The organism is Pseudomonas sp. NY15354 (genome assembly GCF_048068075.1).
In the GTDB taxonomy this organism is placed as follows: Bacteria; Pseudomonadota; Gammaproteobacteria; order Pseudomonadales; family Pseudomonadaceae; genus Aquipseudomonas; species Aquipseudomonas guariconensis_C.
Genome location: NZ_JBLUPV010000009.1, coordinates 25,797 through 49,956, shown reverse-complemented (window position 1 = coordinate 49,956; position 24,160 = coordinate 25,797). Strand labels below are relative to the sequence as shown.

Sequence of the window (24,160 nt, the reverse complement as noted above, 5' to 3'; positions counted from 1 at the left end):
TGGATTCAGAAGGTGTAGCTCACGCCGGCCTGCACGGTGCGTGGCGCGCCGGGGTAGACGTAGCTGTTGAAGGCGCCTTCGTCGTATTCCTTGTTGAACAGGTTCTTCAGGTCCAGGTTGAGCCGCACGTGCTCGTTGACCTGGTAGAAGCTGAGCAGATCGACCACGGTGTACTGCTCCATGGTGTAGGTCTGCGTCGCGGTCTGGCCGGCGCGGTCGTCCACGTATTTCACGCCCATGCCCAGCCCCAGCCCCTTGAGGCCTCCATCCTGGAACTCATAGGTATTGAGCAGGCTGAAGCTGTTGCGCGGAATGTTGGCCAGGCGCGTGCCGTTGGGCAGGCTGGTGTCCTTGGTCACCTCGGCATCGACATAAGCGTAGCCACCGATCACGCGCCATTCGGGGGTGAGGTTGCCGGCAACGTTGATGTCCAGACCGCGGCTGCGGACTTCGCCTGCGGCGATCTTGTAGGTTCCGGTGGGGTCCAGCGGGTCGTTGGCGAGGACGTTTTCCTTGACGATGTGGTAGATGGCCGCATCGACGCTCAACTGGCGATCCAGCGCCTCCCATTTCACGCCCAGTTCGTACGACTTGCCTTTTTCCGGATCGAAGCCCTGGCCTTGCTGGCTGGCGCCGCTGTTGGGCTTGAACGAACGGGCAGTGTTGGCGTAGATGGCAACGGTGTCGGTCAGGTCGTACATCAGGCCCAGACGAGGGGTGACGGCGTTGTCGGCGGCGGTCCAGTCGGTGCTGCCGGGCAGGTAGTTGTCGTACTGGTGCTCGAAACGCTCGAAGCGCAAGCCTGCCAAGGCCTTGAGGCGGTCGGTCAGGGCCACTTGGTCCTGAACGAAGGCGGCCCAGGTCTTGAGGTTTTCCTTGTCGTCGGTGGTGGTGCGGGTCAGGGCTGGGCGTGGCTGGCCCAGGACTGGATCGAACAGGTCGATGGGGTAGGCGTCGGCGCCGCCGGCCGAGCGCCGAATGAAGGATTGATAGTCGTAGTCTTCATACTCGACGCCGGTCAGCAAGGTATGGGCAAAGCCTGCGGTGTCGAAGTGGCCGGTGAGGTTGAGCTGGTAGTCGCGGTCGGACCATTCGAGCTTGCGATAGTTGAAGTTGCGCCCGAGGGTGCGGCCGTCTGGTTGCAGGGCATTGGCTTCCACCGCGTTGCCCTGGAGCGTGCCGTCGAGCCACTGCATGCCACCGCCCAGGGTCCAGTCGTCGTTGAGCTGATGCTCGAAGCGCACCTGGGCCATGTTGTTGTCGTTGTGCAGCAGGTTGTCGGAGCCTTTTTCCCAGACGTTGGTATCGCGCGAGGCATTGTCGCGCTGGTTTGCAAAGCGCGTCAGGCCACGGTCCAGGGGGTGGTTGTTGCGCATGAAATCGCCTTCGAACACGATGCGCGTGGTGTCGTTGAGCTGCCAGCTGAGTACCGGCGCGACGTCGTAACGCTCGGTCTGCACGTCGTCGCGGAAGGTTTCGCCGCCTTCACCCAGCACGTTCAGGCGATAGGCCAGACGGCCTTCTTCATCGAGCGGGCCGGTGGTGTCAAGAGTGGCGCGATGCATCCCTTGGTCATCGAACTGGCTGCCCAAGGTGACCTTGGGTTCGGCCAGAGGCTGTTTGCTGACCACGTTGAAGGTGCCACCGGGGTCGCCACGGCCGTACAGGCTGGTAGCCGGGCCACGCAGGACCTCCAGACGCTCGACGGTGTTGGCGTCCGGGGCGTTGGGGTAGCCGCGGTTGATGGGAAAGCCATTGCGGTAGAACTCGCCGGTGGTGAAGCCGCGCACCGTGAAGGTGGTCAGCCCCTGGCCGCCGAAGTTGTTGGCACGACCCACGCCACCTGCGTAGTCCAGCCCATCCTGCAGGCGGGTGGCGGCGGTGTCCTGCAGGACATCCTTGGGCACCACGCTGATCGATTGCGGTGTTTCGTGCAGTGCGGTGTCCGTGCGCGTGGCACTGGCCGAACGCGTCGCCTTGTAGCCGATGACCGGGCCGTCGGCGCGTTCCAGGTCGCTGGCGGCGTCGATGTTGACCGCTTGCAGTTCAAGAGGGGCCGAAGCCTGGGATTCGGCCAGGGCGACGGGGCTAATAGCGGGAATCAGGCAGAGTGAAACGAACGCACGACGCATCGACAGCACGATCCTAAGAAGGGCGGGAGCCGCGGATCATAACTGATAGGTATTATCATTTACAGTGGTATTTGGTGTACCAGGGTACCAAGTTCGAGGCGCCGTGAGCAGGCACAAAAAAGGGGGCACATGGCCCCCCGTTCGGTCGTCAATGCGGTGCGCGCGGGATGGTCTTGAGCAGGTCTTCCGGGCTGATGTGCCCGACTACCTGGGCCACGGCGCTGCCTGGGGTCGGCAGGTCGATGATGTGGTCCTTCATCTTGCCGATCACATGCATCTCGCAGGGCTTGCAGTCGAACTTGAGGGTCAGCACTTCATCGCCATGTACCAGTTGCATCGGCGCGACCTTGGTGCGTACGCCGGTGACGCCCTTGGCCTGCTTGGGGCACAGGTTGAAGGAGAAGCGCAGGCAGTGCTTGGTGATCATCACCGGTACCTCGCCATGCTCTTCGTGCGCCTCGAAGGCGGCATCGATCAGCTTCACGCCATGGCGGTGATAGAAGTCGCGGGCCTTCTGGTTGTAGACGTTGGCCAGGAACGACAGGTGCGCCTCAGGGTAGACCGGTGGCGGGGTTGTCTCGGCCTTGCGCCCGCCACGGGGGTGAGCCTTGACCCGCGCCTCGGTCAGCGCCTCGATGGCTTCGCGGCGCAGGGCCTTGAGCTGGGAGTTGGGGATGAAGTACGCCTGCGGGGCGTCCAGGTCGATGGCGTTGGCGTGGTACTGGGTGGTGCCCAGTTGGCCGAGCAGGTCGTGCAACTGGTCCAGGGCCTGCTGGGGCTTGTTGGCTACACCGAACGGGCCGTCCAGGGCTACCTGCACGCTGACGCCTTCCTCGCTGGTGACCGTCAGCGCCAGGCGCTGTTCACGCAGCACCGCGTGCCATTCGACACCCACACGACGCTCGGCGGAGGTGCGTTGCAGTGCTTGCTGCCAGTTGTGGTCCAGGTTGCGCGAGAGTGGATGGTTCGGGCGCAGCTTGTGCAGGCCCTCGGGCATCTCGTTGGGTTCGACGCGGTAGCGGTAGCGCTTCTGGCCGTCTTCGTCGAACTCGCCCTTGGGCTCGGCGATGTTGGCCCGGAAGCCCACCACCTCACGCTTGACCAGCACGTTGAGGCCGTCGCCGTTGGTCAGCGGCACCTCGGTGACCACTTGCAGATCGCGCTTGCCGACTTTCTCCACCACGCCCACCGGCAGGCCGGTGAAGGTGGGCGAGTCGAAGGCGCCGATGTCGATCTTGCGGTCACTGACGAAGTAGTCGGTGCTGCCGCGGTGGAAGGTCTTGTCCGGATCGGGCACGAAGAAGTGCTCGGTGCGACCGCTCGAAGCGCGGGCCAGGTCCGGGCGGTCTTCGAGGATGGCGTCGAGTTCCTTGCGGTAGTGGGCGGTGATGTTCTTCACATAACCCATGTCCTTGTAGCGGCCTTCGATCTTGAACGAGCGCACACCGGCATCGACCAGGTCGCGCAGGTTGGCGGTCTGGTTGTTGTCCTTCATCGACAGCAGGTGCTTCTCGAACGCTACCACCCGGCCCTGGTCATCCTTGAGGGTGTAGGGCAGGCGGCAAGCCTGGGAGCAGTCGCCACGGTTGGCGCTGCGGCCGGTCTGGGCGTGGGAGATGTTGCACTGGCCGGAGAAGGCCACGCACAGGGCGCCATGGATAAAGAACTCGATGGCCGCGTCGGTCTCGCTGGCGATGGCGCGGATCTGCTGCAGGTTCAGTTCACGCGCCAGTACCAACTGGGAGAAGCCGGCCTGGTCGAGAAACTTGGCCCGCTCCAGGGTACGGATATCGGTCTGGGTGCTGGCGTGCAGCTCGATCGGAGGGATGTCCAGCTCCATCACCCCCAGGTCCTGGACGATCAGCGCATCGACACCAGCGTCGTACAGCTGGTGGATCAGCTGGCGGGCAGGCTCGAGCTCGTTGTCGTGCAGGATGGTGTTGATGGTGGTGAAGACGCGCGCGTGGTAGCGGTGGGCGAAGGTCACCAGCTCGGCGATATCGCTGACTTCGTTGCACGCGTTGTGGCGGGCGCCGAAGCTCGGGCCGCCGATATAGATGGCGTCAGCGCCGTGCAGGATCGCTTCGCGGGCGATGGCCACGTCACGGGCGGGGCTGAGCAGTTCCAGATGATTCTTTGGGAGGGACATGTCGTTAGGGTCGGGCTGTCACGGTCAAGGCGCGCATTGTACCGGTGAAATGGCCCGGGGGCATCCATCGGCTGTCCGATGGCGGGAGGTGGGTAGGGCTGCCGGCGAATACGTCGGTGATTTCACCATCGCATTCGCGGGTAAACCCGCTCCGACAAGAGCCGCGCCTGCCTCCCCTGGGCATGGGTAAACCCACTCCCAAAAGGCCACGCACAAATTCTGTGGGAGCGGGTTTACCCGCGAAGCAGACGCCACGGAGCAGACGTTTGCACTTAACGCGCACCGGGCTTTCAACAGCGGCTCAGACCTTGGCCGCCATCGCCGTGACTTCCACGCGCATCCCCTCGACCGCCAGCGAAGCCACGCCAACCGCCGCCCGAACAGGCCAGGGCTTGGCGAAGAATCGCTGGTACACCTCGTTGAACGCCGGGCGATCGGCCATGTCGGTCAGGTAGATGGTCAGGTGCAGCACGCGATCCATGGAGCTGCCTGCGCGCTCCAGGGCATCCTTGAGGGCCTGCAGGGTGCATTCGCTCTGCTCGACGATGCCGCCAAGCTCCAGGCTGCCATCGGCGCGGGTCGGGATCTGGGTGGTGACCAGCAGGCCGCGAAAATCCGCGACGTCGGAGGAGATGGACTCAGGGTCCGGGTCCGGGATGAAGGTGATGTCTGCGTTTGCCATGAGGTATTTGCCTTGCAACGGAAGGAAACCGGCAAGCCTACGCGAGCGGCCCGGGCGGGTCGAGCGGTGGCTCTGGTCGGCGGTATTTGAAATGCCGGGCATTGCTCGTCAGAATCGCGCCCCGAACTGGCCAATGGCGCCGGTCGAATGTTGCGAAAAAGGGGCAAGGGTTGAACGAACAGACATTGTCGATGCGCCTGGAGCGCGTGGCGGCCCATGTGCCGGCCGGGGCACGACTGGCCGATATCGGCTCGGACCACGGCTACCTGCCGGTGGCGCTGATGCTGCGTGGCCGCATCGAAGCCGCCGTGGCTGGCGAGGCGGCGATGACGCCGTTTCGCTCGGCCCAGCGCAAGGTGCGCAAAAACGGCCTGGAGGAGGCGATCACCGTGCGCCTGGCAGACGGCCTGGAGGCCATCGAGCCACAGGACCGCATCGACGCCATCAGCCTGTGCGGCATGGGCGGGGAGAAGATTCGCGAGATCCTCGAACGGGGCAAGCATCGGCTGAGCGGCAAGGAGCGGCTGATTCTGCAGCCGAACGTACGCGAAGGCACCCTGCGCGAGTGGTTGATGGAGAACGACTACCGCATCGTCTGCGAGGAGTTGCTGGAGGAAAACGAGTTCACCTACGAGATCATCGTGGCCGAACCCTGCCAGGCGGTGGCGTATACCCCCGAGCAACTGTACTTCGGGCCTTTGCTGATGCAGGAGCGCAGCCCGGCGTTTCTGGCCAAGTGGGGCCTGAACCTGCAACGCAAACAGCGGGTCATGGCCCATTTCGCCCGTGCCCGCCAGGCGGTGCCTGAACAGAAGGCCCAGGAAGTGGCCCTGCAGGTGCGCTGGATCGAGCAGTTGCTGGCGTAAATCCGGTTACAGCTGCGAGCAGTTGCCCATTTCCCGGTAGTCGACCTTGTGGGTCTGGCCTTGGTGGTCGATATAGACCATATGGGCGGTACCCACCGCGCAATCGGCCGCGTTGCTGGCCGGGGTGATGGAAATCACCTTGGCCACGTCCAGGGGCATGCCGTATTCGTAGGTCTCACTGGTGGCCGCGACGGGTTGATTACTGGCAGGATCGGCGACGGCGCCGAACGAGGCCAAGGCAGCGAACAGGGCGAGGAAGGCGATCGAAGGTTTCATGACGGTTTTCTCTCTTGGCGATGACTCATGATGTATTTCTTGGGGATTGCCAATAAAGAGGCTGGTCCGTGATAGATTCCTGCTTCGAATGCACGAATAGGTCACAAGGAACGACGCACCATGGACATGCTGCACGCCATGCGAACCTTCGCCCGGGTAGTGGAATGCGGCAGTTTCGCCGCCGCCGCCAACGCCCTGGATATTTCTGCCGCCCAGGTGTCGCGGATCGTCGCGGAACTGGAAAACCACCTGCAGACCCGCCTGCTGCATCGCACCACCCGGCGTCTGCGCATGAGCGAGGCGGGCGAGCGGTTCCTCGAGCGCTCGCGGCAGATCCTGTCGCTGACCGAAGAAGCGATGGACGAGGCACGTGGCGCCCACCTCACACCCCGGGGTCGGTTGCGCCTTCATTGCACCCATGGGCTGGGGCTGTTGATGATGCCGCTGGTGGCCCGCTACAACGCCACCTGCCCCGACGTGGTCATGGAACTGACCTTGTCCCAGCGCAACCCGGACCCTCTGGCGGACGGCCAGGACGTGGTGATCGCCATCGGCCAAGGCCTGCCGGACTCGCAACTGATCGCCATCCCCCTGGGCAGCATCCACAGCATTCTCTGCGCTTCTCCCGACTACCTCGCCCGCCATGGCGTCCCCCAGTGCCCGGAAGACCTGCATGAACATGTATGCCTGCGCACGGTGGACCCGTTGTTCGAGGAAGACTGGTCGTTCGAGGGGGAGAACCCGTGCGTGATCGTGCCCCAGGACACCTTCCTGACCAACGTGGCCGACGCCATGCTCAAGGCCACCGAGCTTGGGATGGGCATCGGCCTGCTGCCGTACTACTCCGCCAGCCAGGCGATCGAACAAGGGCGGCTGTGCCGGCTGCTCGCACCCCATCGGCTGCGTCAGCGGGAGATCTATGCGATCTACCCGTCACGGCATTACCTGGACGCCAAGGTGCGCACTTGGCTGGATTTTCTCAAGGAGCAGTTGCCGGTGTTGTTCCAGGCCCATGAGCAGGTGGCGGACGATCCGCGCTACTGGCGCTGACCCTTGCAGGCACGGCCCCGAGGTGTCCTTTTCGCGGGTAAACCCGCTCCAACAGGTTCTCCAGTGCTCTCGATAACACCGCTATACCCTGCTGCTGAATCGAGTAGAGCTACTTTGCAGGAGCACCGCTAGACCTGCGGGTTCACCCGCGAACGGGCCCGACTGGGTTCATCTCAATGCGCGTATTTTCCGACGATGCTCTGCGCCCCCAGCGCATGCCCTTGCAGCGCTTGCATCAGCCCCTGGCGGTCCAGCCCTGGCGGCAGGCCGCCGGGCTCGAGGTCGGTGGCGATCAACGTGAGCACATAGTGATGGGGATTGTCGCCGGCCGGCGGACAGGGGCCGCGGTAGGTGAGGGTACCTCGGGAGTTACGGCCCAGGGTGAGCGTCTGGGTGCTCTGCCCGGCAGCGCCTTCGTCCAAGGCATCGGTGGTCGGGTCGATGTTGTAGACGATCCAATGCACCACCCCCAGGCCCTTGCCGCCGTCGGGGTCGAACATCACCAACGCCAGCGATCGGGTGCCGTCGGGCAGGTTGTCCCAGCTCAGTTGCGGCGAGCGCTGTTCACCGCTGCCGCAGGCCGGGTCAGGGCCGACCTGAGGCAGGGCGATGATGCCGCCATCGGTGAACGACGACGAATTGATGGCCAAACCCGCGGACGCCGCCATCGCGCCGAGCGGCAAGAGGGTCGCGAGCAACCAGGGTACGAAGTTCATGCTCCGTCCTCCCGAGGTGATGGCCCAGAGTCTAGTCCAGGCCAAGCCTGAGCATACTCAGCGGCTGTCTTGATCCTCGGCGGCACCGCCTGAGGCGCCTGCACCGGTGCCGGTGGCTTCACCGGTGTTGTTCGAGCCCCCGGTAGTGCCGTCGGGTACGTCAGAGCTGGGGTTGGTGTCGCTGCTGTCGTTGTCGCGGGTGCTGTCTGGGTTGTTGACGCTGTTGCCTTGGCTGCCGGTGTTGTCATAGGGCTGCTTAGCGGGGGACTGGTCGGCCCTTGGGTGAGTGTCGGTGCCGTTCATGTCGGTGGCGGCCAGGCTGGCGGTGGTGGTCAGGCCCAGGCACAGGGCGAGGAACAGGGGCTGGAAGCGAACCATGGCGAATCTCCTGTCGGGATGATTGTCCTGTGTTCGGCTATGGGAGACGGGGCAGGGTGCCCCTCAGGCGACGGATGGTCAGGGGAGAGGGACTGCTGTGGAGCGCCGTTCGGCGCTCCCACAGGGTCTGATGAGTCAGTCCATCAGGAGGCGGATTCGGCGCGCTGCGAGGAGGTGTCGCTGCTCGCCGCATCGCCCATGGGCGGATGCTCTTGGGCCGCATGCATCAGTTCCTCGGTCACCCGCAGCTCGGCGCCGGTCGGCGAAAAGGTCGCCGTCGGCGCGAAGGGCGCCGGGTGTTCCGGGGCCGGGCGCTTGCCGCGGCGCCACAGGAAGAAACCTACCATCGCCAGGTTGATCACGGCAAAGGCCCAGAACAGCCCGGTCTCGCCGTAGGCATTCATCACTGGGGAGATCGCCAGCGGGGCCATGGACGAACCCAGCGAGTTGATCAGCAGCAGGCCCTGGATCATCGGCACCAGCGCATCGGCCGGGGCACGGTCGGCCGCACTGCTGACCGCCACCGGGTACAAGGCGAACACGCCGCCGCCGAGCAAGAACAGCATGGCCGGCAGCAGTTGCGAGTCAGCCGGTAGCAGCACGATCACGACCGACAGCAGGGTACACATCGCCGCCAGGGCGACCAGCACGGTCTGCCGGTCCTTGCGGTCGGACCAACGCCCTACCGGATACTGGAGCAGCATGGCGCCGAGGATCACCCAGGCCATCATGTTGCCGATCTCGCCCACGTCCAGGCCGATGCGTTGCAGGTACAGCGGCAGCAGGGCGTAGATCCCGGCGATGGCCACGCCCGAGCCGAAGCAGCCGACCAGGCCGGTCGGGGCGATGCCCAGCAGTTGGCGCGGTTTGAGGGGCTCGACCTGATCGAGCAGCGGCGAGACCCGCGGCAGAATCACGATCGGCAGCACAGACAAGGTGGCGAGCATGCCTGCGACCATGAACGGTGCGGTCTCGCCCCAGCCAGTGACTTCGCCCAGCGTCGCCTGGGCCAGCACCCCGGCACCGTAGAAGGCGATCATGTACAACGCCAGCAGGCGGCCACGGATCTTCGGATCGCCCGCGAGCAGCAGCCAGCTCTCGATGACCAGGAACACGCCGACCGCGGCCCAGCCGTTGATCAGGCGCAGGGCGAACCACCAGGTGGTGTCATAGAACAGGCCCTGCAGCAGGATGGTCGCGGCGATCAGCGAGGCGAAGCTGGTATAGGCGCGGATATGGCCAATGCGCAGAATCAGCCGGTCGTTGAAGATCGCCCCCAGCGTCAGGCCGATGAAGTAAGCCGACGAGACGATGCCGATCATGGTGGCCGATTCGCCAGCCGAGCCCAGGCGCAAGGTGGTAAGGGAGGACAGAAAGCCGTTGCCCAAGGCAATGATGAACAGCCCGAGCAGGGGTGCCAGCGCCATAGCCAGCAAACGCGGAGACATAGTTACCTCTAGTTGGAAAACGCCGAACGTGTGCCTTTTCGGTGGGCGCAAGGGCTGCGCGGGTGTGCCTGGCTGTCGGTGCGAGCGAGGTGCGGCTCAGCCGTCTGGGATGACGGGCATGGCCGCAGAGCGAAAAGGCGGCGCGATTCTAAGGCCTGGGCGATGGTCAGGCCCTGCGACCAGAAGCCGCACCGAACCAAACTCAAGCCGTTGCACGTCCCTACAAAACGCGTGATCGGCAGAAAAGCGTTTTCACCGTTCTGGAAGGAAAACCGCATAATGTCGCCTCGACTCCTGGGGGATCCGCTTCATGCTGGCTTCGCTGTTCGCCGTCCTGGCGCCTGTCTTCATCGTTGCCGGTATCGGCTATGGCTGGGCCCGCCGTGGCCTGGACTACCCCACCGAATTCATCGCCCGCATCGTCATGACGGTCGGCACGCCATCACTGGTGCTCTCGACCCTCAGCCGCACGCAACTGGATCGCGCAGCTTTCACCAGCATGGCCATCGCCTGCGTGCTGTGCATGCTGGGCATGGCGCTGGCCGGGTTTCTCGTCAGCCGCGCGTCAGGCCAGCACTGGCGGGTGCTGATGCCGGCATTCATGTTTCCCAATACTGGCAACATGGGCCTGCCGATCAGCCTGTATGCCTTCGGCGAGCATGGCCTGGCGTTGGCGGTGGCGTTCTTCCTGACCTTGTCGATCTTCCAGTTCACCTTAGGCATTGCCATGTCCGGTGCCAGCGCGTCCTTCAAGGCCCTGCTGCGCAACCCGATCGTGATCAGTCTCGCAGGGGCCCTGCCGATCATCTTCCTGGACCTGGAATTGCCGCGCTGGCTGGCCAACACCGCCGACCTGCTCGGTGGCATGACCATCCCGTTGATGCTGCTCACGCTGGGCGTATCCCTGGCCAGCATCCGCCTGCATCACGTTGGCAGCGGGCTGTTGCTCGGCGGTCTGCGCATCGTGCTGGGCGCGGCGGTGGGTTGGGCCGTGGGCACCGCGCTGGGGTTGGAATCGCTGGAGCGCGCGGTGCTGGTGGTGCAGTCCTCGATGCCGGTGGCGGTATTCAACTACCTGCTGGCGGTGCGAGCCAACCGGTCTCCGGAGCAGGTGGCCAACCTGGTGATGTGCTCGACGGTGCTGTCCTTCGCCTGGCTGCCGGCAGTGCTGGCCTGGTGGCTATAGGCCGCGGCTGCGGCATCCTGTCTCGCCGACAGGCAAAGTGCCACGGCTCATCCATACTCCACTGACCTGCCGCGTCCATGCGCCAGGTCAAGGCGTCACCGGCAGCGCCGGGACAACCCACGGTTTGCAAGGGGAGCATGCGATGGCCAAGGCTGTGAACAAGAAGCACAAGGATGAGCTGCCGGAAAAACTAGGACGCAAAGCCTACGAACAGGAGCTCAAGCGCCTGCATGTGGAGCTGGTCAAGCTCCAGCAATGGGTCGTGGCCAAGGGGCTCAAGGTGTGCATCGTCTTCGAGGGGCGCGACGGTGCCGGCAAGGGCGGTACGATCAAGGCCCTCACCGAACGGGTCAGCCCTCGCGTCTTTCGAGTGGTGGCGCTGCCAGCGCCAACCGAGCGCGAGAAGACCCAGATCTATGCCCAGCGCTACCTGACCCACCTGCCAGCGGCGGGCGAGGTGGTGATCTTCGACCGCAGTTGGTACAACCGCGCCGGGGTCGAGCGGGTGATGGGCTTTTGTACCGAGGAGCAGGCGCACAAGTTTCTCGCCGTGGTGCCGCTGTTCGAGCGGATGATGATCGATTCGGGGATCATCCTGATCAAGTACTGGCTGGAAGTGAGCGCCGAGGAGCAGACCCGCCGCCTTCAGGACCGGATCAACGATGGGCGCAAGTTATGGAAGCTCTCGCCCATGGACATCAAGTCCTATACCCGCTGGGACGACTACACCCGCGCCCGTGACGACATGTTCGCCGCCTCCGATTCGTCCTGGGCGCCATGGTTCATGGCGCGCTCCGAGGACAAGCGCAAGGCGCGGCTGAACATCATCAGCCACTTCCTGCAGCAGATCCCTTACCAGGACCTGAGCGCCAAGCAGAAGATCGTGCTGCCCAAGCGCGGCAAGATCGGCAAGTACAAGGCGGTGCCATACCCGTTCAAGATGGTCTCCGAGCGCTATTGAGGCCCGCACATGGACACCTCGACACCACCGCCAAAGCCCTTGGCCTACGCGGCGGGCCCGCTCGAGCGCGGCTGGCAGCGCTGGGTACCGGGCCTTCGCGTGGCGCGCCAGTATCCGATGGCGTGGCTGCCCAAGGACCTGGTCGCAGGCCTGGTGCTCACCGCCATGCTGGTGCCGGTCGGCATCGCCTATGCGCAGGCGTCCGGTGTCCCGGGTATCCACGGCCTGTACGCGACCATCGTGCCGTTGCTGGCCTACGCCCTGTTCGGCCCCAGCCGCATCCTGGTGCTGGGCCCGGACTCGGCGCTGGTGCCGATCATCCTGGCCGTGGTGCTGCCGTTGGCGGCAGGCGATCCGGGGCGGGCCGTCACCCTGGCGGCGGCCATGGCGCTGGTCTCGGGGCTGATCTGCATCGGCGCAGGCCTGATGCGCCTGGGGTTCATCACCGAGCTGCTGTCCAAGCCCATTCGCTATGGCTATATGAACGGCATTGCCCTGGCGGTGCTGGTCAGCCAGGCGCCCAAGCTGTTCGGCATTTCCGGGCAGAGCACCGGGCCGTTGCGCGATACCGTGCAACTGTTCAATGCCCTGTTGGACGGCAAGGCCAACTGGCATGCCTTCGCCCTGGGGGCGGGTACGCTGGTGATCATTCTGCTGCTCAAACGCTGGGAGCGCTTGCCAGGCATCCTGATCGCCGTGGTGGCCGCGACCGTGGTCTCCGGGCTGATGGGGCTGGAGGCTGCCCACGCGGTGAAGGTGGTCGGCTCGCTGCCCCAGGGCTTGCCCGGGTTCGCGCTGCCGTTGATCGATTTCAATGACTTGGCCACCGTGGTCATCGGTGGCGCGGCGGTGGCGCTGGTGTCGTTCGCCGATACCAGCGTGCTGTCACGCACTTATGCCGCCAAGACCCGCTCCCAGGTCGATCCGAACCAAGAGATGGTCGGGCTGGGACTGGCCAATCTGGCCACCGGGCTTTTCCAGGGTATCCCGGTCAGCAGCAGTTCCTCGCGCACGCCGGTGGCCGAGGCCGCAGGCGCGCGCAGCCAACTGGCGGGTGTGTTCGGTGCCCTGGGTGTGGCTCTGTTGCTGCTGCTCGCGCCCGACCTGCTGCGCCACCTGCCGCAAAGCGCCCTGGCGGCGGTGGTGATCGCCGCGGCGCTCGGGCTGTTCGAGTTCAAGGACCTGGCGCGGATCTATCGCATCCAGCGCTGGGAGTTCTGGCTGTCCATCACCTGTTTTGTCGGGGTAGCGGTGTTCGGCGCGGTGCCGGGCATCGGCATCGCGGTGGTCATCGCGGTGATCGAGTTTCTCTGGGACGGCTGGCGCCCGCACTATGCGGTGCTGGGCCGGGTCGACGGCATCCGGGGCTACCATGATGTGTCCCGCTATCCCCACGCGCGCCGAGTGCCGGGGCTGGTGCTGTTTCGCTGGGATGCGCCGCTGTTCTTCGCCAATGCCGAACTGTTCCAGCGCTGCGTGCTGGAAGCCGTGGCAGGGGCGGGGGGCGAGGTGCGGCGGGTGGTGGTCGCGGCGGAGCCGGTGACCAGCGTGGACGTGACCTCCGCCGACATGCTCGTGGAACTGGAGCAAACCCTGCGCGAGGGCGGCGTGGAGCTGCATTTTGCCGAGGTCAAGGACCCGGTGAGAGACAAACTGCTGCGCCTTGAAGTACTGAGCCACATCGGCAGCGATATCTTCCAGCCCACGGTGGGCGCTGCCGTGGACACCTACCTGGAGGACCACGCCGTGGACTGGACGCCATGAGCGGCCAGCTCACTCACGGGTATCGATGCTCACCACCACCGACATTCCCGGGCGCAGCCGCTTGGCTTCTGGCTGGTCGGGATCGACGGTGATCCGCACCGGAATGCGCTGGGCGATCTTCACGAAGTTGCCGGTGGCGTTGTCGGCCTGCAGCAGGGCGAACTCGGAGCCGGTGGCCGGCGAGATCTGCTGCACCTGCCCCCGCAGTTTGAGGTGGTCGAGCGCATCGACGGTGAAGGTGACCGGCTGGCCGATGCGCACATGGGCCATTTGGGTTTCCTTCATGTTGGCGATGACCCACAGGGTGTCGGGGACCAGCGCCATCAGCTGGGCCCCTGAGTTGACGTAGGCGCCCAGGCGCGTGCCGATCTGCCCCAACTGACCGTCGCGCGGGGCAGTCACGCGGGTGTTGTCCAGGTCGATGCGGGCGAGCTCCACCGCGGCCTTGGCGTTTTCCACGGCCGCTTCCAGGGCCGCGCGGTTGACCACCACGGTGGCTTTGTCTTGTCGGGCGATTTCCAGTGCCGCCTTGGCCTGCTCCAGAGTGGCGACCGCGGCGGCGTGGCTGGCCCGGCTCAGGTCCAGCTCCCGGCGTGAGACCGAGCCATCGCTGACCAATGCCTGGTTGCGGCGCAGGTCGGCCTGGGCCTTGTCCGCTTGGGCGGTGGCATCCAGGATGGCGGCCTCGCGCTGGGTGATGGCCGCTTCGGCACTCTTGCGCTGTTGCAGGTTGTTGGCCAGTGCCGCCTGCTGCTGTTGCAACTGGGCGATGGACTGCGCCAGACGCTGGGTGTAGATGCGATCGTCCAGGCGCACCAGCAGGTCGCCACGTTTGACGAACTGGAAGTCATGCACCGGCACCTCGACGATGTAGCCGGCCAGTTGCGGGCCGATGATCGTCACCTGGCCGCGCACCAGGGCATTTTCGGTACTTTCGATGGCGCTGCTGAACGGCGGCAGGCGCCAGGCATAGAGCACCAGCAGGATGCCGGCCAGCGCCACACAGGCGAAGCTGAGCGAAGAAAGCAGACGCACACGGCGCGTGCGCGTCTGGTCGCCCGGCCCGCTGGGCGGTGCGGTGCCCTCCGGGGTTTCGGCGATGGCGGTGGTGGTCGTGGATTGGGTGGGCTGGGTCATCGGGTCGAAGCGCCGCTGGTGGTGTCGGGGGAGGCCACAGGTTGCGCCGCGCGGCGCAGCCAGTAGCTGCGAATCAGAATCCAGATCATGGTCGCCACGGCAATGGCGCCGATGAGCATGAACACATCGTTGTAGGCCAGGATGTTGGCCTCGCGGGTCGCCGCGCTGGCCAAAAGACGCGTGCCGATCTCGGTGCGCAGGGCGGGGTCGGCGATCAGTCCGGCGTACCCGCCGCCGCCGCCCTGGACCCTGGCGTTGACCAGCGGTTCGAGCGCGCTCAAGCGTTCGACCAGGTTGCTGGAGTGGAACTTCTCCCGCGCCGTCTGGAAGGTGCCCAGCAAGGCCGCGCCGATCAGCCCGCCGAGGTTGTTGCAGATCCCGAACATCACCGAGAAGCTCACCAGGTTGCGCGGGTTGGCGCGCACGTGACTGATGCCCAGGGCCATGGACGGGCCCAGGAAGAACGTGCTGCCGAAGGCCAGCAGGAACTGGCTCAGGTACATCTGCTCGGGCCGGGTCAGGTTGCTGGAGCTCGCATCCATGAAGGCCCCGGTGGCCATCGCCGCCAGGGAGATGAACAGCGGCGTGACCAGGTGCGCCGGGTTGATGGTCAGGGCGCTGGTCGCAAGGCCTGTGGCCGCGCCCAGCAGCATGATCCAGTACAGGCTGCGCATCTGCTCGCTGCCCATGTTCAGCGCCTGCAAAAAGCCCACTGCACCGGTGGATTGCTCAGAGGTGACCATGCGGATGAGCACCACGCACAAGGCCAGGCGCACCACTGCGCCGCTGCCCAGCCAGCGCGTCATCAGCAACGGGTTGATGCGGTTGTGCTCGATGGCAAGGCCCGAGCACACCAGGGCGATGGACGCGGCCAGGGCCACGCCGATCCAGGGCGCCTCCAGCCACCAGTCGATGCGCCCCAAGGAAAGTACGGCGCAGAGCAGGGCGGTGCCGCTGGCCATCAGCGAGAAGGTCAGAAAATCCAGGGGCTCGAAGGTCTTGAAGCGATCCCCAGGTGGCAACTTGAGTTGCAGGACGCAGCCCAGCGCGGCCAGCGCCAGGCCCAGCTCGAACATATAGAGGCCACGCCATTCGGCGATCTGCAACAGGTCTTCGGAAAACACCCGGGCCAGCGGCACCGCCAGTTGCGAGGCGCCCAGGCCCAGCACCATGGCCTTGAGCCGCCACTGCGCGGGGAAGGCCTGGATCATGTAGTAAAGGCCCAAGGAGCTCAGCGCCGCGCCGACCATGCCGTGGGCGGCGCGGACCGCGATGGCCGAGTTGAGGTCGTTGACGAACAGGTGGGCGAAAGTGACCAGGGCGTAGAGCACCAGGAAGACTTCGGTGAACGCGCGCAGGCCGAACTGCTGGCGAAACTTCACCAGCAGCAGGTTCATCGAGACGTTGGTCATCACGAACGCGGCGGGCAGCCAGGCCATCTCGGCGCTGGTCGCGCCCAAGGCGCCTTGCAGGAAGGACAGGTTGGCGGTGACCAGTGCATTGCCCAGGCCACCGGTGATCGCCACCAAAAGGCCCACCGCGCCATAGGCCAGGCGTTTGCCAGGGGCGTGCAGGGGCGTGGAGGGCGAACCAGGCAGACTGGGCTTTTCGTGGGGGAGCCACTGGCGTGGCGTGTACTTGTCCATTCGTGATGCAGCCCTTGGTCGCGTGGAAAAACTCTACGCGACTCGTGGTGGGAATGAAAATACCGGTGCCAAGCCTGTGGGGGCGCTTCGCACCCCATCGCAGGCTGTCGCAAGCTCAGACAGCCTGGATTGCCCCAGTTGAATCCAGAATCCAGTCGACCCCACACATTCGGGGTATGTTCCCGCTCAGCGATTGTCCCGATAGTACGTCCACCGGCTCATCCCGAGCAGTCACACGATGGAGTTGCTATGGGCAAGGCACTGAAGGTGATTGGCAGTCTGTTGCTGGCGTCCGCCGCCACGGTCACGTTGGCGGCGCAAGAGGACACCAGCAACACGCTGCGGTTGTACAACTGGACCGACTATATCGGTGAAACCACCCTGGCCGATTTTGAAAAGGCCACGGGCATCAAGGTGATCTACGACACCTTCGATGGCTACGAGACCGTGCAGACCAAGCTGTTGACCGGTCGCTCCGGCTACGATCTGGTCATGCTCAACGCTTCCTTGGTGCCGCCGCTGATCCAGGCGGGGGTGTTCCAACCCCTGGACAAGCGCCAGTTGCCCAGTTGGCACAACCTCGACGCCAAGGTAGTCAACGAGCTGCAAAGCTACGACCCAGGCTTGAAGTTCTCGGCGCCCTACACCTGGGGCAGCTCCGGGGTGACCTACAACGTCGAGAAGATCAAGGCGCGCATGCCCGATGCCCCGATCGGCTCGCTGGCCATGCTGTTCGACCCCAAGATCGTCTCGCGCTTCGCCGATTGCGGCGTCACCCTGATGGACGCACCCAGCGAAGTCATTCCCCTGGCCCTGCAATACCTGGGCAAGGACCCGCACAGCGCCGCACAGGCTGACCTGAAGGCCGCCGAAAAGCTGCTGATGGGCATCCGCCCCTACATCAAGAAGTTCGATTCGGTGAACTACCTCACCAGCCTGCCCAACGGGGACGTGTGCATGGCCCTGACCTGGTCCGGTGACTATGCCACCGCGCAGGCCCGCGCCGAGGAGGCGAAGAAGAACATCACCCTGGACTTCTTCATACCCAAGGAAGGCTCGCTGATCTGGTTCGACAACCTCTACCTGCCCAAGGACGCGCCCCACGTGGCCAATGCGCACCGTTTCATCGAGTTCCTGCTGCAGCCGCAGACCATGGCCAAGGTGACCAACTACATCCACTACGCCAACAGCAACGGCGCCGCCACGGCCCTGGTGCAGGCGGACATCCGTGACAACCCGGCGATCTACCCCGACGACGCCACCCGGGGTCGTCTGTTCGCACAAAAGACCCAGGCCCCAAGGGACATGCGCGCCATCACCCGCGTGTGGAGCACGGTCAAGACCGGTTACTGAGTTCTCTTTCTTCGTTTTCTGCCAAGGAGCTGCCCTTATGGCCATGCCCAGCAAAGCCTTCGCTTCGACACCTGCCCAGGACGCATTGGTGGAGGCCGACAAGGCCCACTACATGCACGGCTACCACATGTTCGACGAGCACCGGGAGCAAGGTGCGCTGAACATCGTGGCCGGCGAGGGCGCATACATCCGCGACACCGAGGGCAATCGCTTCCTCGATGCCGTAGGCGGCATGTGGTGCACCAACATTGGCCTGGGCCGCGAGGAAATGGCCCTGGCCATCGCCGACCAGGTGCGCAAACTGGCCTATTCCAACCCGTTCTCCGACATGGCCAACGATGTGGCCATCGAGCTGTGCCAGAAGCTCGCTGAACTGGCCCCCGGTGACCTGAACCACGTGTTCCTCACCACAGGCGGCTCGACGGCGGTGGACACCGCCTACCGGTTGATCCAGTACTACCAGAACTGCCGCGGCAAGCCGAACAAGAAGCACATCATCGCCCGCTACAACGCCTACCACGGCTCCACCACCCTGACCATGTCGATCGGCAACAAGGCCGCCGACCGGGTGCCGGAATTCGATTACGCGCACCCGTTGATTCACCACATCTCCAACCCCAACCCGTACCGTGCCCCGGATGACATGGACGAAGCCGAGTTCCTCGACTTCCTGGTGGCCGAGTTCGAGGACAAGATCCTCTCGCTGGGCCCGGACAACGTCGCGGCCTTCTTCGCCGAGCCGATCATGGGTTCGGGCGGGGTGATCATTCCGCCCAAGGGTTATCTGCAGCGCATGTGGCAGCTGTGCCAGACCTACGACATCCTGTTCGTCGCCGACGAAGTGGTAACGTCGTTCGGTCGCCTGGGCACCTTCTTTGCCAGCGAGCAGCTGTTCGGCGTGCAACCGGACATCATCACCACCGCCAAAGGCCTGACCTCGGCCTATCTGCCGCTGGGGGCGTGCATCTTCTCCGAGCGCATCTGGCAGGTGATCGCCGAGCCCGGCAATGGCCGCTGCTTCACCCATGGTTTTACCTACAGTGGTCACCCGGTGTGCTGCACCGCGGCGCTGAAGAACATCGAAATCATCGAGCGGGAGAACCTGCTGGCACACGTCAACGAGGTGGGCGGCTACCTGGAGCAGCGCCTGGCCACCCTGCGCGACCTGCCGCTGGTGGGGGATGTGCGCTGCCTGAAGCTGATGGCGTGTGTCGAGTTCGTCGCTGACAAAGCCAGCAAGGCGCTGTTCGACGACGTGGTGAACATCGGCGAGCGCATCCACCGCAAAGCCCAGGCCAAAGGGCTGCTGGTGCGGCCGATCATGCACCTGAACGTGATGTCGCCACCGTTGGTGATCACCCATGCCCAGGTCGACGAGATCGTCGAAATCCTGCGCCAGTGCATTCTCGACACCGCCCAGGAGCTGCGCAGCGAAGGGCTGTACCACGGCCAATGACTCACCTAGGGTCTGTATGAAAAGTCTTGAGACGAAGGTCAGGCAAGGCGAAAACAGCCGAGGAAGCGGAGTTTACGGGTTGTAAATGAGCATTCCGAGGCTGTTTTCAACGCAGCATCACCGAGTATCAAGGCTTTTCGTACAGAGCCTAAGACAGGCTGTGCGCGCACCTGCCCGGCAGGCTAGACTGCCGGGCATGACCCAGCCTACCCCCGATACGCCCATCACCCTGACTTTCCGCGCCCTGCAGCAGTGGCATGCAGCCTTGCAGCACGCCTTCGCCTACAGCGACACACCCGATGCCCTGGCCCATCTGGCCGCTGCCCTCGGCCAGCTGGTGTCGGTCGAGTCGATGATGATCAGCCTGGAATGCCGGGGTCGGGCACCGCGGTTGCTCTACCAGCAGGGCATCCCCGAATGCCACCGCGAGGCAGTGCTCAATCGGTACTTCGCCGCAGGCTACCTGCTCGACCCGTTCTGCCTGGCGGTGGAAAACGGGCTGGCCGAGGGCTTCTATCACCTGGCCGACATCGCACCGGACAACTTCTTCGACAGCGACTATTACAAAGCCTATTACCTGGGCACCGGTTGCAGCGAAGACAGCTACTTCATCGCCGACATCGCCCAGGACCGCAAGGTCTCCCTGAGCCTGTTCCAGGGCTGCAGCGGCACACGCCTGAGCGCTGCGCAACTGGACCTGCTGCGGGCAGTGGAGCCGATGGTGCGCGAACTGCTGGGGCGCTATGCGCGCGCGCACCTGTTGGAAGCCCCGCAGACCCCTGAGTCCGGCGGCCTGCAAGCGGCGTTCGACAGCTTCGGCTGCCAGGTGCTCACCGACCGGGAGCGCGAAGTGGCGCACATGATTCTGCGCGGGCACTCGGTCAAGTCCACGGCCATCGAACTGGGCATCTCACCGGAAACGGTGCGCATGCACCGCAAGAACCTTTACCTGAAGCTTGAGATCAACTCCCAATCCGAGCTGTTTGCCCGCTTCATCGACTGGTTGCGCCAGGGCTGATCCGCGCAGTCTCTTCAGCGGTGTTGGCGAGAAAGGCGTTGATCTGCTCGGCGGCGGCCTGTGGGTGTTCCCAGGCGAGGTTGTGACCGGCATCGGCGAAAGCGTGGAACCTGGCCTGAGGCAGGGCCTGACGTAGCGCGTTTTGGGCATTGGCATCGAACAGCGAATCCTGGCTGCCATGTAGGATCAGCACAGGGGCCTTGAGTTTGGGTAGGTCACGGCCGAATTCGGTAACCTGCAAGGCGTGCAGCACGCCACGCCAGACCTGCAAGGGCACGGCGGCGCTTTCTGCCCGCTCTCGGGCGATGAAGTCCGCATCGACCGGCAACGGGTTGGCGTACCACTCACGCATGAAGGGCGAGTCGGGGTCGATCGGCGCCTTGAGCGCGGCGATCTGGGTGGCCAGCCAACTGCCTTCCTGGCTGATCTGAGTGGTGGAGCCGGTACTCGATACCAGCACCACCTTGTCGACGCGCTCGGGGTATTGCTCGGCCAAGGTCTGGGCGAGGATGCTGCCCAGCGAGTGCCCCACCAGGCTGGCCTTGGCGATGCCCAGGCGGTCGAGCAGCAGGCGGATGTCATAGGCCATATCGTTCAACGCGTAGCAGCATTCGGGCGCGCTGCTGCGGCCATGGCCGCGCAGGTCGACGGCGATGATCCGGTAGCGCGCGTCCAGGTAAGGCAGGGTCAAGCTCCAGGAGCGGGCATTGTCGGTGAACCCATGCAGCAGCACCAAGGCCGGGCCTTTCGGATCGCCGGCCTCGTAATAGGCCAGGGTGGTGCCGTTGGGCAGCAAGGTCTGCTGCTTTTGGCTGGCGAAGCGTTGTTGATCGACCGGTTGTGGCTGGGCATGGCCTTGGGTGGTGAAGAAGGCCAGGGCCAGCAGCAGAGCAGGGGTCAGGCGCATCGTGTTGTCTCCGTTCTCCAGGGGGCTGGCCCGGACTATTGTTTTTCTTAAGGGGCGGGCCTGTTCCGATAACGACGAAAGCGCTGTCAATGCTCGCCAAACATACCTGTGGGCGACATGTGTCGTTTCTGGAATCGCGCTGCGCCTGCGTTCGGGCATTCAATGTGCTGCCGGGCATCTGTGTGGGAGCTTCTGTGTCTTCGCATCTCTATGACCCTGTCGATCACGACGCGCTGCGCGCCGCCTACCTCGAGGTCGCCGACCCGCCCTGCGGGCCGGACCCTGTGCTCGTGGGCATCATGGAGGGCTTTCCACCGCCTGCGGATAAACGCGTGGGGCGGCACAACTGGCTGGCCTATCCCTACAGCACCTGGGCGTTTCGCAATGTCAGCAAGTTGTTTCCCACCGAGGCGATCCGCCGCGAAGGCGCAGCCCCCGCAGCCCTGCGCCATACCCCCTGGCCCCTGGAAGACCTGGCCTTCGACAGCGTCTGTGGCCTGAGGGTGACCTTGGATATGCACCTGCGAGCCAGCCAGACCTGTGGCCTGCTGGTGATCCGTAACGGTGCGGTGGTCTTCGAACGCACCTACAACGGCCTGCAGGTGGGCGATCGCCATGCCTGGTTCTCGGTGAGCCAGGTGCTGGTCGGGCTGATTGTCGAGGAGCTGATCTACCGCGGCGCCCTGAGCCACGATTCCCAGGTGGCGCAGCTGATTCCCGACCTGGCTGGCACCGCCTACGCCAATGCCAGCGTTGGCCATTTGCTGGACATGGCGGTGGGCGTCGACTACCGCGAGGACTACACCGACCCGACCTCGCACGCTTCGCATTACACCTACGCCAGCGGGTTGATCCGCCCAGCTGACGGGCAGGTGTGCGCGCAGTCACTGCACAGCTACCTGCTGTCGCTGCGGCAGAACCGCGCCCACGGTGGATTCTTCCAGTACGTGACGGCCAACAGCGAGGTGCTGGGCTGGGTCGCCGAGGTGGTCACGGGGCTTGCGTTCCCACGGCTGGTGCAGCGGCTCTGGCGCAGCCTTGGGTGCGAGGATGACGGCTTGTACATCACCGATGCCTGGGGGCGGGGCATTACCGGGGCAGGCGTGTGTTCCACCCTGGCGGACCTGGGGCGCGTCGGCTTGCTGCTGGCGAACAAGGGGCGGCTGGATAATCGCCAGGTCCTGCCGGCGAAGCTCTTCGAGCGGATCCTGGGCAGCGCCGAACCTGCGTACTTGCGCGACAATTGCGATTACAGCCACTGGCTGCCGGGCGGCGCCTACAAAAGCCAGTTCTACGTGCTGGACAACCGCGCCCTGATGGGCAGCGGCATCCACGGCCAGTACCTGTATGCCGATACCCGCACGCAAACGGTAATCGTCAAGTTCTCCGCGAGCCGGGAGGCGGCGGGGCTGCTGGACATCGACACGGTGAGACTGTTGCGGCTGATCGCCGACCTGCAGGTCGCATGATGCGCTCGCCACTTGTGGGGGGTTGTCTTTCGTGGCTTGCATGGGTTTGTTCGCGGGTAAACCCGCCCCAACAAGTACCGCGGTGCTGCCGAGCGCACCGATGGGCCAGGTGGGGGCGGGCTTAGTCGCGAATGCGCCAGTGGCCTTGGTGGGCGGGGATCAGTTGCGATCCAGCCAGACGGTCTGCACGTTGCAGAACTCGCGCACGCCGAAGTGCGACAGCTCACGGCCGAATCCACTCTTCTTCACACCGCCGAAGGCCACGCGTGGGTCGGAGGCGCAATAGCCGTTGATGAACACGCCACCGGTGTCCAGGGCAGCGGTCATGCGCTCGGCCAGGGCGAGGTCGGCGGTGTAGATGGTCGAGGCCAGGCCGAACTCGCTGTCATTGGCCAGTTCCACTGCATGGTCGGCATCGCGGGCGGTGATGATCGCCGCGACTGGGCCGAACAGCTCCTGCTTGAAGGCGGTCATTTCGGGGGTGACATCACCGAACACGGTGGGCTCGTAGTAGTTGCCCACGCCTTCGGCCTTGTTGCCGCCGAGCAGCAGGGTGGCGCCTTCGGCGAGGGTGGCCTGGACTTGGCCGTCGAGCTCATCGCGCAGGTCGAAGCGGGCCATGGGGCCGATGTAGGTGTCGTCGTGCAGCGGGTTGCCCATTTTCAGTTCGCGGGTAGCCTCGACGAACTTGCGGGTGAACGCCTCGACGACGCCTTGCTCGACGATCATGCGCTTGGCGGCGGCGCAGACCTGGCCGGTGTTCTGGTAACGGCCGATCACGGCCGCCTTGACCGCCGCGTCCAAGTCAGCGTCGGCAAGGACGATGAACGGGTCCGAGCCGCCCAGTTCCAACACGCATTTTTTCAGCGCCGCGCCTGCCTGGGCGCCGATGGCCATGCCGGCCCGCACGCTGCCGGTGAGGGTGACGGCGGCGATGCGTGGGTCATTGATGGCTCGGGTGACGCCCTCTGGGGTGACGTTGATCACTTCGAACACGCCTTCGGGCAGCCCGGCCTGTTTGAAGGCGTCGAGCAGCAGGTAGGCGCTGCCCATCACGTTCGGGGCATGTTTGAGGACATAGGTGTTGCCGGCCAGCAGAGCGGGCACGGCGCCACGCAGGACCTGCCAGATCGGGAAGTTCCACGGCATCACCGCCAGGATCGGGCCCATCGGACGGTACTCGATGCGGGCTTTCTCGATCTGGGTCGGCTCCGGCGCAAGCATGGCCGGGCCGTGCTCGGCGTACCACTGGCACAGGCCGATGCACTTGCTCACTTCACCACGGGCCTGGGTGATCGGCTTGCCGATCTCGCGGGTGATCATCTGGGCGAAGGCTTCGTGGTTGGCTTGCAGGGCGCCTGCCAGGGCGAGCAGGTATTCGCTGCGCTGACCCAGCGACACCTGGCGCCACTGGCCAAAGCCTTGCTTGGCGCGTTGCAGCGCCGCTTCCAGTGCGGCGTCGGTGTCGAAGGCGTAATGGCCGATCCGCTCGCCGCTGTGCGGGTCGACGGAAATGGCATGGGTCAGGCTGCTGATCTCGCTCATGGCGGGTTCCTCGTTGTTGTA

20 protein-coding genes are annotated in these 24,160 nt (G+C 64.8%); 9 read left to right on the top strand and 11 right to left on the bottom strand.

What is annotated here, in order from left to right:
* Positions 1-5: 5 nt before the first annotated feature.
* The 3 genes from ACNFCH_RS11510 to ACNFCH_RS11500 form a co-directional block, all read right to left on the bottom strand.
* Positions 6-2,132 (bottom strand): TonB-dependent siderophore receptor, encoded by a 2,127-nt coding sequence (locus ACNFCH_RS11510; protein WP_416742818.1) that lies wholly within the window; start codon positions 2,130-2,132, stop codon positions 6-8.
* 148 nt (positions 2,133-2,280) lie between these two features.
* The gene (locus tag ACNFCH_RS11505) at positions 2,281-4,281 is read right to left on the bottom strand and encodes a peptidase U32 family protein (protein ID WP_416742817.1); all 2,001 of its coding nucleotides are present in this window, start codon (positions 4,279-4,281) and stop codon (positions 2,281-2,283) included.
* A 301-nt stretch (positions 4,282-4,582) separates the two neighbouring features.
* Positions 4,583-4,963 carry a RidA family protein gene (locus ACNFCH_RS11500; protein ID WP_416742816.1) on the bottom strand — a complete coding sequence of 127 codons (381 nt, stop codon included), beginning with the start codon at positions 4,961-4,963 and terminating at the stop codon, positions 4,583-4,585.
* Positions 4,964-5,133: 170 nt separating this feature from the next.
* Between ACNFCH_RS11500 and ACNFCH_RS11495 the strand changes: the two genes are divergently transcribed.
* On the top strand, positions 5,134-5,829 hold the full coding sequence (locus ACNFCH_RS11495) for a tRNA (adenine(22)-N(1))-methyltransferase (RefSeq protein ID WP_337157295.1): 696 nt from the start codon (positions 5,134-5,136) through the stop codon (positions 5,827-5,829).
* A 6-nt stretch (positions 5,830-5,835) separates the two neighbouring features.
* Here the strand turns inward: ACNFCH_RS11495 and ACNFCH_RS11490 are convergent, their stop codons facing one another.
* Positions 5,836-6,105, bottom strand: coding sequence for a DUF2790 domain-containing protein (locus ACNFCH_RS11490; RefSeq protein WP_196164434.1), 270 nt, complete (start codon positions 6,103-6,105; stop codon positions 5,836-5,838).
* A 120-nt stretch (positions 6,106-6,225) separates the two neighbouring features.
* On the opposite strand from ACNFCH_RS11490, the gene ACNFCH_RS11485 reads away from it, so the two are divergent.
* Positions 6,226-7,155 (top strand): LysR family transcriptional regulator, encoded by a 930-nt coding sequence (locus ACNFCH_RS11485; RefSeq protein ID WP_416742815.1) that lies wholly within the window; start codon positions 6,226-6,228, stop codon positions 7,153-7,155.
* A gap of 173 nt (positions 7,156-7,328) precedes the next feature.
* On the opposite strand, the gene ACNFCH_RS11480 is transcribed toward ACNFCH_RS11485, so the two are convergent.
* The 3 genes from ACNFCH_RS11480 to ACNFCH_RS11470 all read right to left on the bottom strand — a co-directional run bounded on the left by ACNFCH_RS11480 (position 7,329) and on the right by ACNFCH_RS11470 (position 9,697).
* Positions 7,329-7,871, bottom strand: coding sequence for a YbhB/YbcL family Raf kinase inhibitor-like protein (locus tag ACNFCH_RS11480; RefSeq protein WP_416742814.1), 543 nt, complete (start codon positions 7,869-7,871; stop codon positions 7,329-7,331).
* 57 nt (positions 7,872-7,928) lie between these two features.
* A complete protein-coding gene (locus ACNFCH_RS11475) occupies positions 7,929-8,249 on the bottom strand; it encodes a hypothetical protein (protein WP_337157292.1) in 321 nt (106 codons plus the stop codon).
* A gap of 143 nt (positions 8,250-8,392) precedes the next feature.
* Positions 8,393-9,697, bottom strand: coding sequence for an MFS transporter (locus tag ACNFCH_RS11470; protein WP_416742813.1), 1,305 nt, complete (start codon positions 9,695-9,697; stop codon positions 8,393-8,395).
* Between the two features lie 310 nt (positions 9,698-10,007).
* Here ACNFCH_RS11470 and ACNFCH_RS11465 point away from each other — a divergent pair, with 310 nt between their 5' ends.
* The 3 genes from ACNFCH_RS11465 (at position 10,008) to ACNFCH_RS11455 (ending at position 13,608) form a co-directional block, all read left to right on the top strand.
* Positions 10,008-10,883 (top strand): AEC family transporter, encoded by an 876-nt coding sequence (locus tag ACNFCH_RS11465; protein ID WP_337157290.1) that lies wholly within the window; start codon positions 10,008-10,010, stop codon positions 10,881-10,883.
* A gap of 142 nt (positions 10,884-11,025) precedes the next feature.
* The gene (gene ppk2, locus ACNFCH_RS11460; RefSeq protein WP_070090903.1) at positions 11,026-11,844 is read left to right on the top strand and encodes a polyphosphate kinase 2; all 819 of its coding nucleotides are present in this window, start codon (positions 11,026-11,028) and stop codon (positions 11,842-11,844) included.
* Between the two features lie 9 nt (positions 11,845-11,853).
* Entirely contained in the window at positions 11,854-13,608 is a 1,755-nt protein-coding gene (locus ACNFCH_RS11455) for a SulP family inorganic anion transporter (RefSeq protein ID WP_337157289.1), read from the top strand.
* 9 nt (positions 13,609-13,617) lie between these two features.
* Here ACNFCH_RS11455 and ACNFCH_RS11450 read toward each other — a convergent pair whose 3' ends face one another.
* On the bottom strand, positions 13,618-14,745 hold the full coding sequence (locus tag ACNFCH_RS11450) for an HlyD family secretion protein (RefSeq protein ID WP_416742812.1): 1,128 nt from the start codon (positions 14,743-14,745) through the stop codon (positions 13,618-13,620).
* Positions 14,742-16,391, bottom strand: a complete 1,650-nt coding sequence (locus ACNFCH_RS11445) for an MFS transporter (RefSeq protein WP_416742811.1) — start codon at positions 16,389-16,391, stop codon at positions 14,742-14,744. The genes ACNFCH_RS11450 and ACNFCH_RS11445 overlap by 4 nt, the downstream gene beginning before the upstream one ends.
* A gap of 249 nt (positions 16,392-16,640) precedes the next feature.
* Here ACNFCH_RS11445 and ACNFCH_RS11440 point away from each other — a divergent pair, with 249 nt between their 5' ends.
* From ACNFCH_RS11440 to ACNFCH_RS11430, 3 genes are all read left to right on the top strand, one after another.
* On the top strand, positions 16,641-17,744 hold the full coding sequence (locus ACNFCH_RS11440) for a polyamine ABC transporter substrate-binding protein (protein ID WP_337157286.1): 1,104 nt from the start codon (positions 16,641-16,643) through the stop codon (positions 17,742-17,744).
* 37 nt (positions 17,745-17,781) lie between these two features.
* Entirely contained in the window at positions 17,782-19,200 is a 1,419-nt protein-coding gene (locus ACNFCH_RS11435; protein WP_416742809.1) for an aminotransferase, read from the top strand.
* 196 nt (positions 19,201-19,396) lie between these two features.
* Positions 19,397-20,218, top strand: a complete 822-nt coding sequence (locus ACNFCH_RS11430; protein WP_416742808.1) for a helix-turn-helix transcriptional regulator — start codon at positions 19,397-19,399, stop codon at positions 20,216-20,218.
* Here ACNFCH_RS11430 and ACNFCH_RS11425 read toward each other — a convergent pair.
* The gene (locus tag ACNFCH_RS11425) at positions 20,193-21,125 is read right to left on the bottom strand and encodes an alpha/beta fold hydrolase (protein WP_416742807.1); all 933 of its coding nucleotides are present in this window, start codon (positions 21,123-21,125) and stop codon (positions 20,193-20,195) included. The genes ACNFCH_RS11430 and ACNFCH_RS11425 overlap by 26 nt on opposite strands.
* Positions 21,126-21,319: 194 nt before the next feature.
* Here ACNFCH_RS11425 and ACNFCH_RS11420 point away from each other — a divergent pair, with 194 nt between their 5' ends.
* Positions 21,320-22,594, top strand: coding sequence for a serine hydrolase domain-containing protein (locus ACNFCH_RS11420; protein ID WP_416742806.1), 1,275 nt, complete (start codon positions 21,320-21,322; stop codon positions 22,592-22,594).
* Between the two features lie 159 nt (positions 22,595-22,753).
* On the opposite strand, the gene ACNFCH_RS11415 is transcribed toward ACNFCH_RS11420, so the two are convergent.
* Positions 22,754-24,139: an aldehyde dehydrogenase family protein gene (locus tag ACNFCH_RS11415; protein WP_416742805.1), complete on the bottom strand. Its 1,386-nt coding sequence runs from the start codon at positions 24,137-24,139 to the stop codon at positions 22,754-22,756.
* Between the last annotated feature and the right edge of the window lie 21 nt (positions 24,140-24,160).